General features: G+C 66.5%; 16 protein-coding genes and 2 pseudogenes. 7 read left to right on the plus strand and 11 right to left on the minus strand.

The features are described from left to right. Window positions 1–4: 4 nt before the first annotated feature. The 3 genes from F3I16_RS14345 to F3I16_RS14355 are packed head-to-tail and all read right to left on the minus strand — an operon-like array spanning window position 5 to window position 1,110. Complete coding sequence (locus F3I16_RS14345) at window positions 5–622, minus strand: SOS response-associated peptidase (protein WP_160494250.1); 618 nt, start codon at window positions 620–622, stop codon at window positions 5–7. 45 nt (window positions 623–667) lie between these two features. Next, entirely contained in the window at window positions 668–928 is a 261-nt protein-coding gene (locus F3I16_RS14350; protein ID WP_160494251.1) for a putative signal transducing protein, read from the minus strand. Then, entirely contained in the window at window positions 928–1,110 is a 183-nt protein-coding gene (locus F3I16_RS14355) for a CPXCG motif-containing cysteine-rich protein (RefSeq protein WP_160494252.1), read from the minus strand. The genes F3I16_RS14350 and F3I16_RS14355 overlap by 1 nt, the downstream gene beginning before the upstream one ends. A 95-nt stretch (window positions 1,111–1,205) precedes the next feature. Here F3I16_RS14355 and F3I16_RS14360 point away from each other — a divergent pair, with 95 nt between their 5' ends. Next, on the plus strand, window positions 1,206–2,372 hold the full coding sequence (locus F3I16_RS14360) for a 1-acyl-sn-glycerol-3-phosphate acyltransferase (protein ID WP_160494253.1): 1,167 nt from the start codon (window positions 1,206–1,208) through the stop codon (window positions 2,370–2,372). 198 nt (window positions 2,373–2,570) lie between these two features. Here F3I16_RS14360 and F3I16_RS14365 read toward each other — a convergent pair whose 3' ends face one another. Next, on the minus strand, window positions 2,571–2,852 hold the full coding sequence (locus F3I16_RS14365) for a hypothetical protein (RefSeq protein WP_160494337.1): 282 nt from the start codon (window positions 2,850–2,852) through the stop codon (window positions 2,571–2,573). Between the two features lie 212 nt (window positions 2,853–3,064). On the opposite strand from F3I16_RS14365, the gene F3I16_RS14370 reads away from it, so the two are divergent. Continuing rightward, on the plus strand, window positions 3,065–3,271 hold the full coding sequence (locus F3I16_RS14370) for a hypothetical protein (RefSeq protein ID WP_160494254.1): 207 nt from the start codon (window positions 3,065–3,067) through the stop codon (window positions 3,269–3,271). 74 nt (window positions 3,272–3,345) lie between these two features. Here F3I16_RS14370 and F3I16_RS14375 read toward each other — a convergent pair whose 3' ends face one another. Then, window positions 3,346–3,930, minus strand: coding sequence for a YajG family lipoprotein (locus F3I16_RS14375; protein ID WP_160078894.1), 585 nt, complete (start codon window positions 3,928–3,930; stop codon window positions 3,346–3,348). Between the two features lie 167 nt (window positions 3,931–4,097). On the opposite strand from F3I16_RS14375, the gene F3I16_RS14380 reads away from it, so the two are divergent. Further along, window positions 4,098–4,328 (plus strand): hypothetical protein, encoded by a 231-nt coding sequence (locus F3I16_RS14380; protein ID WP_256670182.1) that lies wholly within the window; start codon window positions 4,098–4,100, stop codon window positions 4,326–4,328. A 76-nt stretch (window positions 4,329–4,404) separates the two neighbouring features. On the opposite strand, the gene mqo is transcribed toward F3I16_RS14380, so the two are convergent. Both mqo and F3I16_RS14390 read right to left on the minus strand, forming a co-directional pair. Then, complete coding sequence (gene mqo / locus F3I16_RS14385; RefSeq protein ID WP_160494255.1) at window positions 4,405–5,895, minus strand: malate dehydrogenase (quinone); 1,491 nt, start codon at window positions 5,893–5,895, stop codon at window positions 4,405–4,407. A 384-nt stretch (window positions 5,896–6,279) separates the two neighbouring features. Continuing rightward, a complete protein-coding gene (locus F3I16_RS14390) occupies window positions 6,280–6,567 on the minus strand; it encodes a PA4642 family protein (protein WP_160078892.1) in 288 nt (95 codons plus the stop codon). A 312-nt stretch (window positions 6,568–6,879) separates the two neighbouring features. On the opposite strand from F3I16_RS14390, the gene dauA reads away from it, so the two are divergent. Next, complete coding sequence (dauA, locus tag F3I16_RS14395; RefSeq protein WP_160494256.1) at window positions 6,880–8,592, plus strand: C4-dicarboxylic acid transporter DauA; 1,713 nt, start codon at window positions 6,880–6,882, stop codon at window positions 8,590–8,592. A gap of 30 nt (window positions 8,593–8,622) precedes the next feature. Here dauA and F3I16_RS14400 read toward each other — a convergent pair whose 3' ends face one another. Next, window positions 8,623–9,180, minus strand: a complete 558-nt coding sequence (locus tag F3I16_RS14400) for a hypoxanthine-guanine phosphoribosyltransferase (RefSeq protein ID WP_160494257.1) — start codon at window positions 9,178–9,180, stop codon at window positions 8,623–8,625. A gap of 269 nt (window positions 9,181–9,449) precedes the next feature. Between F3I16_RS14400 and upp the strand changes: the two genes are divergently transcribed. Next, window positions 9,450–10,088: a uracil phosphoribosyltransferase gene (gene upp / locus F3I16_RS14405; protein WP_160488619.1), complete on the plus strand. Its 639-nt coding sequence runs from the start codon at window positions 9,450–9,452 to the stop codon at window positions 10,086–10,088. A gap of 2 nt (window positions 10,089–10,090) precedes the next feature. Then, window positions 10,091–11,356, plus strand: coding sequence for a uracil-xanthine permease family protein (locus F3I16_RS14410; protein WP_160494258.1), 1,266 nt, complete (start codon window positions 10,091–10,093; stop codon window positions 11,354–11,356). 82 nt (window positions 11,357–11,438) lie between these two features. Here F3I16_RS14410 and ppk2 read toward each other — a convergent pair whose 3' ends face one another. Continuing rightward, window positions 11,439–12,266 (minus strand): polyphosphate kinase 2, encoded by an 828-nt coding sequence (gene ppk2 / locus F3I16_RS14415; protein WP_160494259.1) that lies wholly within the window; start codon window positions 12,264–12,266, stop codon window positions 11,439–11,441. Window positions 12,267–12,429: 163 nt separating this feature from the next. On the opposite strand from ppk2, the gene F3I16_RS14420 reads away from it, so the two are divergent. Then, window positions 12,430–14,358 carry an ATP-dependent DNA helicase RecQ gene (locus tag F3I16_RS14420; RefSeq protein WP_160494339.1) on the plus strand — a complete coding sequence of 643 codons (1,929 nt, stop codon included), beginning with the start codon at window positions 12,430–12,432 and terminating at the stop codon, window positions 14,356–14,358. 146 nt (window positions 14,359–14,504) lie between these two features. Here F3I16_RS14420 and F3I16_RS21405 read toward each other — a convergent pair. Both F3I16_RS21405 and F3I16_RS21410 read right to left on the minus strand, forming a co-directional pair. After that, window positions 14,505–14,867 (minus strand): annotated as a pseudogene (locus F3I16_RS21405) (methyl-accepting chemotaxis protein); the annotation flags it as partial. Between the two features lie 507 nt (window positions 14,868–15,374). Then, window positions 15,375–16,568: pseudogene (locus tag F3I16_RS21410) on the minus strand (FIST signal transduction protein); the annotation flags it as partial. Window positions 16,569–16,667: the final 99 nt, after the last annotated feature.

Below are 16,667 nucleotides of genomic sequence, written 5' to 3' on the forward strand. Positions count from 1 at the left end.
TAGATCAAGCCGGCGTCAGGCACTCCGGCGCATCGAACTTGGGGTCGTTGACCAGGTTGGCCAGCACCCGCTCGCGCAGCGGTGGGGTCGGGATCAGCAGCAGCGCCTGCAACTCGGCGGCCGGCGTGTCGGCGGCCAGCCAGGCGCGCTGCTGCGTCTCGTCGAGAATCAGCGGGCGACGCAGATGGGCCGCCGCCTGGGTGACCATGGCCACGCTGAGGTACACCTGCCCGCCAATTGGGTAGGCCTCCCACACCGCGGCGAAGTGCATCAGGCTGCCCTCGGCGGTCAGCCAGAACGGGCGCTTGCGCAACTCGCCGCGCCACTCGTAGAAGCCGTTGGCCGGCAGCAGGCAACGGCGCTTCTGGAAGGCTTCGCGAAACATCGGCTGCTCGGCGAGGGTTTCCGCACGGGCATGGGACGGCGCCGTGTTCAGGTCCTTCAACCAGGCCGGCGTCAGCCCCCAGCGCCCGCTGGCGGCCTGCAGCTCGCCATCGACCTGGCGCAGAAACAGCACCTGGGCGCCGGGCGCCAGGTTCCAGTGCGGCGCCTGGCCGGCGGGGAAACCGGGCAACCCGGACAAACTGGGCGACCAACGGAACAGGGCGTAACGACCACTCATGTAGCGGGGCTCATCGACTAAGGGAACGGGGGCCGGCCGGCGCGGCTAGCACAGCAGGGTGCCGGGATGCTGCTCCGGCTCATCGCCGGGCAGGGGCGCGGCGGCATTGTACGCATCGATCAGCCGGCGTGCGTGCTCGGCATCGCGGTCCTCCACCAGCAGGCCGAGCAGGCCCAGCGCCGGCAGCTCGCCGATCGCCCCGAGCAGGTGACGCCCGGCGAGGTGGGCATCCACACCTTCGCTGGCGAGCATGCCCAGGAGCATTTCACCTTCCAGCAGGTCGAGCGGTTCATAGATGCGCTGCATCAGTCGTTCTCCGTCCGCACGTGCAGGGTCCAGTCCCGGCCATCGGTGCGCAGGTCGAAGACGATCGGCCGGCAGCACACCGGACAGTCCTCGACATATTCCTGGTCGCCGGCGGACAGGTCGAGCACGGCCTCCACCTCTTCGCCGCAATACGGACATTGATAGCTCTGTGCCTCCAGCATCACGACCTCCACTGTGACTTGCGGTTACAATCACCGGTCTACTGCACGGCCTTTGCCGGGCCAGAACGCCATTCCCGCTCCTGAACAACGAGAACATGATGGGCGAATTCGATTCCATCCGACCCTACGCCGACCACGAAGTCCCCGCCGTACTGGCCCGCCTGCTGGCCGACCCGACCTTCCTCGGCATGCTCACGCGCTTTCGTTTCCCGCGCCTGGCCGGGCCGCTGGGCTGGCTGCTTAAACCTCTTATAGCCCATCGCCTGCACCAGCAGCTGGCCGATGTGCATTCGGTGGAAGCGCTGCAGGTGAAAATCGAGTCCTACGTCGATCGCACCATCGAGCATGCCACCGACGGCGTGACCTACTCCGGGATCGAACAGCTCAAGCCGGGCAGCGCCTACCTGTTCCTCGCCAACCACCGCGACATCGTCATGGACCCGGCCTTTGTCAACTACGCCGCCTTCCATGCCGGCCTGCCGACGCCGCGCATCGCCATCGGCGACAACCTGCTGCAGCGCCCCTTCGTCAGCGACCTGATGCGCCTGAACAAGAGCTTCATCGTGCACCGTTCGCTGACCGGCCGCCGCGAGAAGCTGGCCGCCTTCCAGCTGCTGTCGGCCTACATCAACCACTCGATCCGCGTCGACGGCCAGTCGGTGTGGATCGCCCAGGCCGAGGGCCGCGCCAAGGACGGTGACGACCGCACCGACTCGGCGATCCTCAAGATGTTCCACATGAGCCGCAAGGACGAGCCGTTTGCCGAGGTGCTGGCCTCGCTCAACCTGATCCCGGTATCGATCAGCTACGAGTACGACCCCTGCGACCAGGCCAAGGCCCGCGAACTGTCGATCCGCGCCACTACGGGCAGCTACGAGAAGGCGCCGGGCGAGGACGACGCCAGCATCGCCCTGGGCATCACCGGCTACAAAGGCCGCGTGCATATCCACTTCGGCGCCCCGGTGACCAGCGGCTTCGAGGATGCCAAGCAGCTCGCCAGCCTGATGGACCAGCACATCCTCGGCGGCTACCGCCTGTTCCCGGTGCACTACCTGGCCTACGCCCAGTGGAGCGAGCGCGACCCGGCCCTGGCCGTGCCCGCCGCCGAACAGCTGTTCGCCGCCGCCGAACTGGCCAAGGCCAGCAGCGAGTGGCAACGCCGCCTGGACGCCTGCCCCGCCGAGCAGCGCCCGTGGCTGATCCAGCAGTACGCCACCCCGGTGCGCAACCAGTACCGCATCAAGGCCGGTCTGCCGCTGTAATCCGGCGCGCGAAAAAAACGGCAGCCCGCGGGCTGCCGTTTTCATTTAGAACCTGTTTACGATCTCGCGAGCTAGAGCCAGACAAGGCAAAACTGGCCGAGGGAGCGGAGTTTACAAGCTGTAAATGAGCATCCCGAGGCCAGTTTTAACGCCGTATGGCCGACGCGCAGCAGATCGTAAACAGGTTCTTAGGGAGCATCAAAGCCCGGTGCTGTACCAGGAAAGCAGCAGTGCCAGCAGCAGGGTGCCGATCGCGAAGCGATAGAAGAAGCGATTGAGGCGCAGGCCCGGCTCATCCAGCAGGGAGGCCGTATCCAGCTCCAGCGGGCTCTGCGAGGCCAGCCGCGCCAGCGAGCGCTGCTCGCGCACTCGGGTGGCCAGCAGCAGCCAGCTACCGGCACCGGCGAAGAACAGGGCCAGCGCGTTGAGCGCTTGGGCCGGGTGATTGAGGAACAGCGACCAGAGAGCCTGCAGCGACATCATCAACCTCTGCTTCAGGTGGCCGGCGCGGCGAGCCACGCAGCCGGAGCACGAACGGGAGCGCCGGCATGCAGCCGTCGCTCTGAATACGGTCGCGGAGTCTACCGGAGCGACCTGGGCGGCGCCGTTGATTCCGACGAATGTGCGCGCCCTTCATCGCCCGGTCATATCGGTCTGTCAGGCTTTTGCGCCTGCACTCAGAGGAACCCGTCATGTTGCACGCCGATGTCCAGGATCACCTTTACCGGATCACCCATACTGAAGAGCAGCAGGCGCTGATCGATGCCTTCTCCGTCAACGTGCAGGACCGCCAATGGCTGGTGTACTGCGCCCTGGGCGGGCATGGCCACCCGGAGTTGCCGGAACGCGACCCGGATACCGGCATCAGCCTGCCGCAGCTCTACCAGCAAGCCGCCTGAACAGTCGAACCGGCCTTGCTGCACCCACAAAAAAAAACCGGCCTTGGCCGGTTTTTTTGCGTAGCGCGGAGGCCTTACTGGGCCAGCATCTGAGCGATGGTCGGATCCTTGAAGGCACGGGTCAAGGCATCGCTGAGCACGTCGCTGACCAGCTTGGTGTTGGTTTCCTGGTTCGGCGCCATGCCGAAGCGCTGGTTCAACGAGGCGCCGTAGCGGCCGCTGTAGCGACGGCCACCGCTTTGCACGTCGACACGGAAGGTCGCGCGGATATCGGCCTCGGTGACATACATGCCTTCCTTCGGCGACTGGTACTGCAGGTCGGCCAGGGTCAGGGTCAGCTGGGGGGCGTTGTAGGCATTCGGGCTGGGGGTGAAGCCGAGCAGGCGTACTGCCGCCTCGGCCTCGGCCTGCAGGCGCGGCAGGATGTCCTGGCCCTGCACGCTGATCGCGCTGGTTTCCGGATACAGGCCGCCACGGGTGCCCAGCTTGGGCGACGGACGCCCATCGGCGACCCGCACGACGACCGGCTGGCCCTGGCCGACGGCCACCAGGGCGGCATTGAGTCTCGGCTGCGGCTTGAGCTGCTGCGGGCTGTGCGCACAGCCGACCAGGGACAGGCTGAGCAGGGCGATCAGGCCGAGCAGGGCACGGTTCATCATGCTTGATCTCTCCAGAAAAGGGGTGGCGGAAACGGCCGGCAGTATAACCAGCGGCCTGGCGGGCTGACAGCTGGTTTTTCTGACCGCGGCGGGGCTGCCGCAGTTCCTGTCACGGCGTTGTCACCCGGCCGTGCGATAAGGTTTTGGCACACCAAGAGGACAGCCGAATGATGAGTCTGTGGAGCCTGCTCGCCCCGCGCCGCGCAATGCGCCGCTATGCCCTGCTGGATGCCGCCGGAATCTGCCGCGCCTTGCGCGAGGCGCACAGCGCACCGACCCAGCCGGGCTGGGTCGAAGTCGAGGAAATCTGCCCGAGCTGGCTGGGCCGGACGCTACCGAGCCGCGCCATCGTCCAGTCCCGCCAGCCCGAAAGCCGTCCACGCGCCCTGGCGGCGTAACTCCGCGGCTGCCGCGAACACCCGCGCATAAAAAAACCGCCCCGTGGGGCGGTTTTTTCATGACGCGTCAGCCGGCTCAGGCATTCAGTTGCAGACGGTCGGCCGATTGCGCGCTGACTTCGCGGTACAGCTCGGCATTCTCCTCCAGCACGGACTCGCGGGCCGGGAAGATTTCCTGCAGCTTGCGCGCCCAGGCCTCGCTCTTGGCCTGCTCGGCGAAGCAGCGCTCGATCAGGTTGAGCATGATCGACACGGTCACCGACGCACCCGGCGAGGCGCCCAGCAGGGCAGCGATGGAACCATCCTCGGCCGATACCAGCTCGGTACCGAACTGCAGAACGCCGCCCTTCTTCGCATCCTTCTTGATGATCTGCACGCGCTGACCGGCCACTTCCAGGCTCCAGTCTTCGGCCTTCACTTGCGGATAGAACTTGCGCAGGGCATCCAGGCGCTGTTCCTGGGACTGCAGCACTTCCTTGATCAGGTAGCGGGTCAGGTCCATGTTGTCGCGGGCCACGGCCAGCATCGGGCCGATGTTGCTCGGCCGCACCGACAGCGGCAGGTCGAGGAACGAGCCGTGCTTGAGGAACTTGGTGGTGAAGCCGGCATAGGGGCCGAACAGCAGCGAGGTCTTGCCATCGACCACGCGGGTGTCGAGGTGCGGCACCGACATCGGCGGCGCGCCGACTTCCGCCTGGCTGTAGACCTTGGCCTGGTGCAGTTTGACCACTTCCGGGTTGTCGCAACGCAGCCACTGGCCGCTCACCGGGAAGCCGCCGAAGCCCTTGCCTTCCGGGATGCCGGACAGCTGCAGCAGCGGCAGCGCGCCGCCACCGGCGCCGAGGAAGACGAACTTGGCCGCCACTTCGCGGCAGGCGCCGCTCTGGGTGTTCTTGATCTCGACGTTCCAGCCATCGGCCGTGCGCTTGAGGCCGGTGACCTTCTGGTTATAGCTGACATTGACGCCGCCCTGGCTGGCCAGGTACTGCAGCAGCTGATTGGTCAGCGCACCGAAGTTGACGTCGGTACCGTTCTGCGCGCGGGTGGCGGCGATGCGCTCACCGGCGGCACGCCCCTGCATCATCAGCGGCATCCACTCGGCCATGGTGGCCGCGTCTTCGCTGTACTGCATGTTGGCGAAGGCGTGATGCTTGCTCAGTTGCGCATGGCGGGTCTTGAGGAAACTGACGTCCTTCTCGCCGCGCACGAAGCTCAGGTGCGGCACCTGATTGATGAAGGTCTTCGGCGAACCGAAGGCGCTCTTGCCGCACAGGTAGGACCAGAACTGCTTGGAGACTTCGAACTGGGTGTTGATTTGCACGGCTTTCTTGATGTCCACCGAACCGTCGGCCGCTTGCGGCGTGTAGTTCAGTTCGCACAAACCGGCGTGGCCGGTACCGGCGTTGTTCCACGGGTTGGAGCTTTCGATCGCCCCCGACTCGCGCAGCTCGGCGATTTCCAGCTTGAGGCCGGGATCGAGCTCCTTCAGCAACACCGCCAGGGTGGCGCTCATGATGCCGGCGCCGACCAGCAGCACATCCACAGTTTCGTGATTGTCTTGCGTCATTAACGCTTCTCCAAGATCTGCAGTACCAAATTGATGACATCGGCCTTTTGAGCCGCGCATCAACCACTAATCACTGACAGCCAGACAGGTGCCTGGAATATCGGAGGGGCGATCTCCGGGGGCCGGTTAGCCAGCCTGACCCGATTTCTCGCAACCTCATTGTTGCTACGCGCCACCTGTGGGCGGCCCGTACGCTGAAACCTTGCCCTTGCCCCACCGCCGAGCTTGCAAGCGCTCTAGGCTGGTGGTTCACGCCCCCGCATAGCAGGCGCAAAGCGACCGTTGCCGGCCTGGTTTTTCCGGCGCGCACAATACCATTAATGACGCATTTTCAGACGCAAAAATTGCGTCGATGGCATCCGTCGATCCTGTTTTTTGGCCGAATCAGCCGCGAGCTGCCTTGATCGCCTCGACATAGGGCTCGGCCAGGCGCTGATCCTGAATCAGCGCAACGAAGTCGCGCCCCTGGGCATCCGTGGCATTCAGGTCGTAACCGGCGGCCTTGAAGAAGCCTAGGAAACGCTCAAAATCGTCGATGCGCAGGCCACGGTAGGCCTTGACCAGCTTGTGCAGGGATGGCGGCGTGGCGTCTGCCGGCTCGACCGCGAGGAACAGCTTGATCGAGTCATCGCTGATTTCTTCGCCAATCACCTGTTTCTTGTCTTTACGCATCACGCACTCCACATAGGGTCTGTTTACGTTTTGTCGCGAACCGCGTTGCCGCGGCAAATGGCGCCAGGCTAGGCGCGGGACGCAGGTAATGGTGATCCCTTGGCAAGTCCTGCAACAACGCATGGCGCCATTTGCCGCGCAACCCGCAGGGACGGGCCGTGACAAAACGTCAACAGACCCTAGCGGGCATTACGGGGCCGGCAGTTTACCCTCGCCCGTCAGCGCGCTCAACGCGACTAAAAGATCCGTTGCCAAATTAAGCCGGCAACGCCACCTGCTTTTATACTGCTGCCAAGCGATGCGGAGCCTGCGATGCCCTTACCCCAACTGTTTGCCGCCTGGCGCCAGGTCTGGCGTCGCGGATACTCCTTGCAGGCCCTGCGCGGCGATATCGGCGCCGGGATCACCGTGGGCATCATCGCCATCCCCCTGGCCATGGCCCTGGCCATCGCGGTCGGCGTGCCGCCGCAGCACGGCCTCTACACCGTGCTGGTCGCCGCCCCGCTGATCGCCCTGACCGGCGGCTCGCGCTTCAATGTCTCCGGGCCGACCGCCGCCTTCGTGGTGATCCTGCTGCCGATCACCCAGCAATACGGCCTCGGCGGTCTGCTGCTGTGCACCCTGCTGGCCGGGCTGATCCTGATCGCCCTGGGCCTGGGGCGCGCCGGCAAGCTGATCGAGTTCGTGCCCTACCCGGTGACGCTGGGCTTCACCGCCGGCATAGGCATCGTCATCGCCATGCTGCAGGTCAAGGACCTGCTCGGCCTGCGCCTGGCCGGCACCCCGCAGCACTTCCTCGACCAGCTGGCCCTGCTCGGCCAGGCCCTGCCGGACTTCCGCCCCGGCGACAGCCTGGTCGCCGCGGCCAGCCTGGCGACCCTGCTGCTGTGGCCGAAACTGCTGCCCAAGGTGCCCGGCCACCTGGTGGCCCTGGCCGCCGGCGCCCTGCTCGCCCTCGCCCTGGAGTCGCTCGGCTTGCCGGTGGCGACCCTCGGCGAGCGTTTCAGCTACAAGGTGGACGGCATCAGTCATCCGGGCATCCCGCCCTTCCTGCCGGACTTCGCCTGGCCCTGGCAATTGCCGGGGGCCCACGGCCAGCCGCTGCAGCTGTCCTTCGAGCTGTTCCGCCAGTTGCTCGGCCCGGCCTTCGCCATCGCCATGCTCGGCGCCATCGAGTCGCTGCTGTGCGCCGTGGTCGCCGACGGCATGACCGGCAGCAAGCACGACCCCAATGCCGAGCTGATCGGCCAGGGCCTGGGCAACCTGGTCGCCCCGCTGTTTGGCGGCATCACCGCCACCGCCGCCATCGCCCGCAGCGCCACCAACGTGCGTGCCGGCGCCGTCTCGCCGCTGGCGGCGATCATCCATGCCGGCGTGGTGCTGCTGGCCATGCTGCTGCTCGCGCCGCTGTTCAGCTACCTGCCGATGGCGGCGCTGGCCGCTCTGCTGCTGGTGGTGGCGTGGAACATGAGCGAGCCCGGCCACGTGCTGCACACCCTGCGCGTGGCGCCACGCAGCGACGTGCTGGTGCTGCTGACCTGCCTGGTGCTCACCGTATTGTTCGACATGGTGCTGGCCGTGGGCGTGGGCCTGCTGCTGGCCACCGGCATCTTCATCAAGCGCATGAGCGAGCTGACCGACACCGCCGTGCTGCCGCGCAACCAGCTGCAGAGCCTCGGCGAACTGCCGGAACAGGTGCTGGCCTACAGCATTCGCGGGCCGCTGTTCTTCGGCGCGGCGGAAAAGGCGCTGAGCGTGCTGCGCCGCTTCAATCCGGAGGTGCGGGTGGTGATAGTCGAGATGAGCGCGGTGCCGCTGCTGGACATGACAGCCCTGGCCGCCCTGGAGAACGTGTTGCACGACTACCAGCAGCATGACATCGGCCTGGTGCTGGCCGGCGTATCGCCACGCCTGCGCCTGAAGCTGCGCCGCGCCGGGGTGCAGCGCGAGAACGGCCGCCTGGCCTATGCCCGCGACCTGTCACAGGCGCGGGCCAAGGCCCTGAGCTGGCTGGCAGCTGAATAGCGCCGCAGCGGCCCGGGCCGGCGCCTGTTCTTACAGGCCTTTTACCGCGTAGATGCCCGCGGCATTGCGCCAGTAGCCCTTGTAGTCCATGCCGTAGCCGAAGATGTAGCGGTCGATGCATGGCAGGCCCACGTAGTCGGCCTTGAGGTCGGGGCGCGCCTTGCGCTCGTGCTCCTTGTTGATCAGCACCGCGGTGTGCACCTTGCTGGCGCCGGCGTGCTTGCAGAAGTCGATGATCGCCGCCAGGGTGTGCCCCTCGTCGAGGATGTCGTCGATGATCAGCACTTCGCGGTCGATGAACGACACTTCCGGCTTGGCCTTCCAGAACAGCTCGCCGCCGCTGGTTTCGTTGCGGTAGCGGGTGGCGTGCAGGTAGGACAGCTCCAGCGGGAAGTCCAGCTTGGAAACCAGCTTGCCGGCGAAGATCAGGCCGCCGTTCATCACGCAGAACACCACCGGATTGCTCTCGGCCAGCTCGCCGTTGATGGCGGCGGCCACCCGGTCGATGGCGTCTTCGATCTGGGCATTGCTGTACAGGCAGTCGGCTTCGGCCATGACTTGGCGGATATGGGCGAGATCGGCGGACATGGTCTTCTCCGGAAGCGAGGAAATAGGTTGGTTAAACAATGGCCGGGGGCACTTGTTAACGTCGCGTAGGGACGGCCCGAAGGGGGCCGCCAGGGATGGTAGGCCATAAAAAATGGTCGGCAAAGGTACTCAGAGTCATGCGCCAGGGCAAGCCTGGACGCAGATTTTCTGACCACTTGTTCAGCTAGCCGGTAAACTTGGCGCCTTCTTGCTGGCATGACCAGTGCTTTACTCTAGCCAATACCCGCCGCCCTTCCCGGAGACCCTGCATGCCCATCCGCGAGATCCGCCACCCACTGATCCGCCACAAGCTCGGCCTGATGCGCCGCGCCGACATCAGCACGAAGAACTTCCGCGAACTGGCCCAGGAAGTGGGCGCCCTGCTCACCTACGAAGCCACCAACGACCTGCCCCTGGAAAACTGCGAGATCCAGGGCTGGGCCGGCACCGTGCAGGTGGAGAAGATCGCCGGCAAGAAGATCACCGTGGTGCCGATCCTGCGCGCCGGCATCGGCATGCTCGACGGCGTGCTCAGCCTGATCCCCGGGGCCAAGGTCAGCGCCGTCGGGGTGGCGCGCAACGAGGAAACCCTGGAAGCGCACACCTACCTGGAGAAGCTCGCCCCGGAAATCGACGAGCGCCTGGCGCTGATCATCGACCCGATGCTGGCCACCGGCGGCTCCCTAGTCGCCACCATCGACCTGCTGAAGAAGGCCGGCTGCAAGGAAATCCGCGCCATGGTCCTGGTCGCCGCCCCGGAAGGGATCAAGGTGGTCAACGACGCCCACCCGGACGTGATGATCTTCACCGCCTCCATCGACCAGTGCCTCAACGAACACGGCTACATCATCCCCGGCCTCGGCGATGCCGGCGACAAGATCTTCGGCACCAAGCAGAAGGACGCCTGAGCATGCGCGATGAATTCAACGATCCGCTCTGGCGCCAGGTGATCTCCGGCGCGCAGATGCTCTTCGTCGCCTTCGGCGCCCTGGTGCTGATGCCGCTGATCACCGGCATGGACCCCAACGTCGCGCTGTTCACCGCCGGCATCGGCACCCTGCTGTTCCAGTTGGTCACCGGGCGCCAGGTGCCGGTGTTCCTCGCCTCCAGCTTCGCCTTCATCGCGCCGATTCTCGCCGCCAAGGGCGAGTTCGGCCTGCCCGCGGTGCTCGGTGGCGTGGTCGCCTCCGGCCTGGTCTACATCCTGTTGAGCCTGGCGGTACGCATCAAGGGCGCCGGCTTCATTGACCGCCTGCTGCCGCCCGTGGTGATCGCCCCGGTGATCATCTCCATCGGTCTGGCCCTGTCGCCGGTGGCGGTGAACATGGCCATGGGCAAGGCCGGCGACGGCAGCGCGCAGCTGGTGCCCTACCAGACCGCCATGCTGATTTCCATGCCGGCGCTGATCACCACCCTGCTGGTGGCCGTGCTCGGCCGTGGTCTGCTGCGCCTGGTGCCGATCATCGCCGGCATCGTCGTCGGCTGCGTGCTGGCCGCCTTCTTCGGCGTGATCGACAGCAGTGGCGTGGCCGCCGCGCCCTGGCTGGCCATCCCCGCCTTCGTCGCGCCGGAACTGCACTGGGGCGCCATCCTCTATATGGTGCCGGTCGCCCTGGCACCCGCCATCGAACACATCGGCGGGGTCGTGGCCATTGGCAGCGTGACCGGCAAGAACTTCATCAAGCAGCCCGGCCTGCACCGCACCCTGCTCGGCGACGGCCTGGCCACCTCGGCGGCGGGCCTGTTCGGCGGCCCGCCCAACACCACCTACGCCGAAGTCACCGGCGCGGTGATGCTGACCAAGAGCTTCAACCCGAAGATCATGACCTGGGCGGCCGTGTTCGCCATCGCCCTGGCCTTCATCGGCAAGTTCGGCGCGGCCCTGCAGAGCATTCCGGTGCCGGTGATGGGCGGCATCCTCTGCCTGCTGTTCGGCTCCATCGCCGTGGTCGGCCTGAACACCCTGATCCGCCACCAGGTCGACCTGGCCGAGGCGCGCAACCTGATCATCGTCTCGGTGACCCTGGTGTTCGGCATCGGCGGCATGGTCATCGGCAACGGCGACTTCGCCCTGTCCGGCATTTCCCTGTGCGCCATCAGCGCCTTGCTGCTGAACCTGGTGCTGCCGGGCGGCAGCGCCTGGCACAAGCACCCGCCGCTGGACCCGGAAATCTGAGCGCCAGCTGAAACAATCAGCCCCGCAGATGCGGGGCTTTTTTCATGCGGCTCGCCTAGGGCTGGCGCCACAGGCCAGGCTGTCAGAACGGCTCGGCGATATATTTAAAGGGGTAGTTGGCCGCCTTGTAGGCGCCGATCTTGCGCTTGGGCAGCTTGACCTTGGACTGCGGGATCGCCTCGTAGGGAATCTGCTGCAGCAGGTGACTGATCAGGTTCAGGCGCACGCGCTTCTTGTCCTCGGAACGGGCGACGAACCAGGGTGCCCAGGGCGTATCGGTGGCCTCGAACATCTCGTCGCGGGCCTGGGTATAGGCATCCCAGCGGTTGTAGGACTTGATGTCCATCGCGGTCAGCTTCCAGGTCTTGCGCCCATCCTCGATGCGCGAGCGCAGGCGCCGCTCCTGCTCCTCCGGGCTGACCTCCAGCCAGTACTTGAGCAGGATGATCCCCGAGTCGACCATGTTGCGCTCGAACAGCGGCGCGCCATCGAGGAATTTCTTCAGCTGCATCTCGTTGCAGAAGCCCATCACCCGCTCGACGCCGGCGCGGTTGTACCAGCTGCGGTCGAAGATCACGATCTCGCCGGCAGCCGGCAGGTGCTGGACGTAGCGCTGCACATACATCTGGCTCTTTTCCCGCTCGGTCGGTGCCGGCAGCGCCACCACGCGGAAGATGCGCGGGCTGACCCGCTCGGTCAGCGCCTTGATGGTGCCGCCCTTGCCCGCTCCATCGCGGCCCTCGAACACCACCACCACCTTGGCGCCGGTGGCCACCACCCATTGCTGCAATTTCACCAGTTCGACATGCAGATCATGCAACTGCTGCTCGTACTCCTTGCGCGACAGCTTGGCGCCGGCCGCCTCGGTGCTGGCTTCGGCCTTTCCCTGTTTGCTCTTGTGCTTGCTCATGTCGAATCCTGTCGTTGGTAATAACCCAGTATCAGCTTAGATCGTCCAGCGCCAGCCTTCCATGCCCTGGATCAACCCCGGAGCCGGCACGCCACAACGCTGGCGCGACGCGGGACTGGCGCGGTATGGTCTGGCCCCGTTCCGCTACGCCCTGGCCATTCCCATGCTCACCACCCTTTCCCGCGTCTTCGGCTTCACCCAGCTGCGCCCCGGCCAGCAGCGGGTGGTCGAGGCGGTGCTGGCCGGCAGTTCCGCGGCGGCAATCTTCCCCACCGGCTCGGGCAAGTCGCTGTGCTACCAGCTGCCGGCGCTGCATCTGCCGCACCTGACCCTGGTGGTATCGCCCTTGCTGGCGCTGATGCAGGACCAGCTGGCCTTCCTCCATGCCCGCGGCATCAGCGCCGCCAGCATCGACTCGGCGCAGAGCCGCGAGCAGACCGCCGCGACCATGGCCCGCGCCAAATCCGGCGAGCTGAAGATCCTGATGATTTCGGTGGAGCGCCTGAAGAACGAGCGCTTTCGTAACTTCATCGGCCAGGTGCCGATCTCCCTGCTGGTGGTCGACGAGGCGCACTGCATCTCCGAGTGGGGCCACAACTTCCGCCCCGACTACCTCAAGCTGCCCGACTACCAGCGCCAGTTCGGCATTGCCCAGGTGCTGCTGCTCACCGCCACGGCCACCCCGCCGGTGATCGCCGACATGCAGAAGAAGTTCGCCATCGCCGCGGACGACGTGGTCACCACCGGCTTCTACCGGGCCAACCTCAATTTGCTGGTGGAGCCGGTGGCCGGGCGCGACAAGCAGCGCCGGCTGGTCGAGTGGCTGGGCGCCAAGGCCGGTGAGCCGAGCATCGTCTACGTCACCCAGCAGAAGACCGCCGAACAGGTGGCCGAGCAGCTCAGCCAGCGCGGCATCGCCGCCAGCGCTTACCACGCCGGCATGCCCCATGAGGCGCGCGAGGCGATCCAGCGCCAGTTCATGGACGGGCGGATCAACTGCATCGTCGCCACCATCGCCTTCGGCATGGGCATCGACAAGGCCGACATCCGCAACGTGGTGCACTTCGACCTGCCCAAATCCATCGAGAACTACAGCCAGGAGATCGGCCGCGCCGGGCGCGACGGCCAGCCCTCCGACTGCCTGGTACTGGCCAACCGCGACAGCCTCAACGTGCTGGAGAACTTCGTCTACGGCGACACGCCGGAGCTGGCCGGCATCCGCTGCGTGCTGGACGAGCTGCTTAGCGCAGGCCAGAGCGGCGAGTGGGAGCTGATGCTCAACCAGCTCTCCGAGCAGAGCAATATCCGCCAGCTGCCACTGAAGACCCTGCTGGTGCAGCTTGAACTCAAGGGCATCATCGCCCCGCGTTACGCCTACTTCGCCGAGTACCGCTTCAAGTACCTGGTCGAGCCCGAGGTGCTGCTGGGCAAGTTCGACGGCGAGCGCCGCCAGTTCGTCGAGGCGATCATCGCCACCTCGGCGCGGGCGCGGACCTGGTGCACGGTGGATTTCGACAGCCTGTACAGCCAGCACCGCGCCGAGCGCGCCCGGGCGGTCAAGGCCCTGGACTTCTTCCAGGAAAAGGGCTGGATCGAGCTGGAAAGCAAACAGATGACCGAGGTCTACGCCCTGCTCGACCCGCACTTCGACCCGCAGCGCCTGAGCGAGGAGCTGCACGCCTACTTCCGCCAGCAGGAAGCCAGCGAGATCGCCCGCATCCAGGCCATGCTCGAGCTGTTCGCCAGCGAGCAGTGCCTGAGCCAGCGCCTGGCCGCCTACTTCGGCGACGCCGATGCGCCGCAGCGCTGCGGCCACTGCTCGGTGTGCCACGGCCGGGTCGCCCGCCTGCCGCCGCCACCGGCACTGCGCCCGCTGGCCGGGCAGGACTGCCAGGCCCTGTGCGGCGCCTTCGACCAGCGCCATCGGGAAGCCAAGGGCCAGCCGCCCAGCGCCGAGTGCCTGACCCGCTTCCTCTGCGGCATCAGCGTACCGCTCTTCACCAAGCTCAAGGCCCGGCAGATTCCCGGCTTTGCCGCGCTGGAGGACTACCCCTACGCCGAGGTGCGTGACTGGCTCGAACGGCAGGCCTAGGCCTCAGAACCTGTTCACGATCTTTTGGACTAGAGCCAGACAAGGCAAAAACAGGCGAGGAAGCGGAGTTTACGAGCGGTAAATGAGCATTCCGAGGCTGTTTTTAACGCGGTATGGCCGACGGACAGGAGATCGCGAACAGATTCTCAGCCACCACTGGTCAGGCCGAACAGCAGATCGGCCACGCCCTTGGTGCGCTGCGAGGTATCGGCGGTGGAGCCGCTGGACTGCTCTAGGACACCGAGCAGGGTGGTCAGCGCGCCGACGTCGGCGGACTGGGTCTCGATGTGCTCGGCGACGTGGCGAATCTCCCCGGCCAGGTGATCGATGTCGGCGCCGATCTCCTCGGCGTTCTGCCGGGTCTTCTCCGCCAGCTTGCGCACCTCGTCGGCCACCACGGCAAAGCCGCGGCCCATCTCCCCCGCCCGCGCCGCCTCGATCGCCGCGTTCAGCGCCAGCAGGTTGGTCTGCCCGGCGATCTGCTGGATCAGCTGCACCACGGACTGGATGCGCAGGCTCGACTGGGCCAGGTCGCGGGCGCTGCCGACCACCCGGTCGGCCTGCCCCACCAGCTGCTTGACCGAGCTGCCGGCCTGGTCGATCACCTGCGCCTGCTTGCCGATGTTCAGGCTCAGGTCGTCCATCGAGGCGTGCAGATCGCGGGCGCAATGGCGCAGCTCGCTGTCGATGCTGGCCTGCTGCGCGCGGGCCTGGAGCAGCACCTGGCCGAGGTCGGCCAGGCCGCGGAAGATCGGTTGCAGGTTGGCGTCCAGCCCGCCGATATCCAGGACGCTGGTGAAGTCCTGGCGCTTGAACTGCTCGACCTGCTGCACCACCACCTGGCTCAGCCCCGTGAGCTTCTGGATCTGCCGACGCAGGAAGAAGGCGCTGCAGGCGCTGTGGTAGGCCACGAAGTTGTCGGTGTACTCGTCGCTGAAACGGCTGTCGTCCGTGACCCGGAAGAAGAACACCGCGGTCAGGGTCTGATTGAGATTGAGGCCGAGGATTTCGCCGAAGGTGGAAAAGCCGGCGACCGGCACGCCCTGGAACACCCCGTCCATGCCGGCCAGGTCGCGCGGGTTGTTGAGCCGGCGCAGGATGCAGTCGTTGAGCAGGCCCGCCAGCGGCGTGCCGGCCTTGCCCTGCATGAAGCGCGCGAAGTCGCGGCGGGTCGCCTCGATCATCGGCGTGCGCCTGACCATCACCAGTTCCTCGCCGGCGGCCACATCGCAGAACAGGTGCACGCGCTCGCTCTGCAGGTCGATGCGGGCGATCGAGCGGACGAACAACTCGTCGCCCACGCGGATGGCGAACGAGTAGTCGGCCAGGCGCTGCTCCAGCTCCGCCGGGGCGCAGTCGAAACGCTCGCAGAGCGCGGCCACCATGCTGCGGATGGCGCCGCGCGAGTCGATCACCTGGCTGATGTAGCGCTCCTCCAGCGACGCGCTGAGCACGCTCAGGCTGTAGGGCGTCGGCTCGAAATTCTGGCTCTTGAACACGCCGAAGCGGGTCTGCGGCGCGCACTTGAGAAACACGATCAGCGCATGGTTCTCGTAGCTGCGCTGGCCGTCATGCAGGCGCGTGGTGCAAAAATCCAGCGTGCCGCCGGCCGAGCCGCCGACGAACAGGCAGGGGAAGCGCCCGGACTCGTAGAGCGCCTCCATGAAGAAGGATTCCGAGGCGCAGAGGCCATCGAACAGCACATAGGCCAGGGTGTCGCGGTAATCGATGGGCAGGTTCACCCGCAGGCGCTTGAGCGCCGCGGTGAGCCTGGCGATGCGCTCGGCCAGCGGCTGGCGCGGGCCGCCGGCGCGGATGTCGCGGCTCTCCAGCGGCAGCGCAACGATCTCGGCGGCGGCGATCACGCCGGGGCCGAACAGCTGCAGCACGACGCGCTCCCACTGCCCGTCCGTGGCGCAGTAGAGCTGCGGATTGGCGCTGCTCAGCTCGCCGGCGGTGGTGCACAGGCTGACCACCGCCTGTGGAAAACGCCGGCTCACCTGGCGCGCCACGGCGTCGATATCCACATGCGGCGAGACGAAGCCGGCGACATAGGTGGGGCTGAAGCGCACCGCGGCCAGCTGCTCGGGCAACTGCTGCAAGGTACTGAGCAGGCTGAGAACGCCATCGCCGTGGCTGGCGGCGCGGAAGAAACTGAACATGGTCGCGGCACTCCCGATACGGGCGCCGCCGGCCCAGCGGCGGCGCATGACGCCCGGCGGCGCGCGATGCTCGCCAGGCAGCCGGCCTGGCCGCTCGGGCGCCAGCCTGGGCACGCGCCGACTGTAGCCGGATGCCAGGCCGCTGGC

Origin of the sequence: Pseudomonas sp. L-22-4S-12 (assembly GCF_009799935.1) — a bacterium.
Classification (GTDB): Bacteria; Pseudomonadota; Gammaproteobacteria; order Pseudomonadales; family Pseudomonadaceae; genus Aquipseudomonas.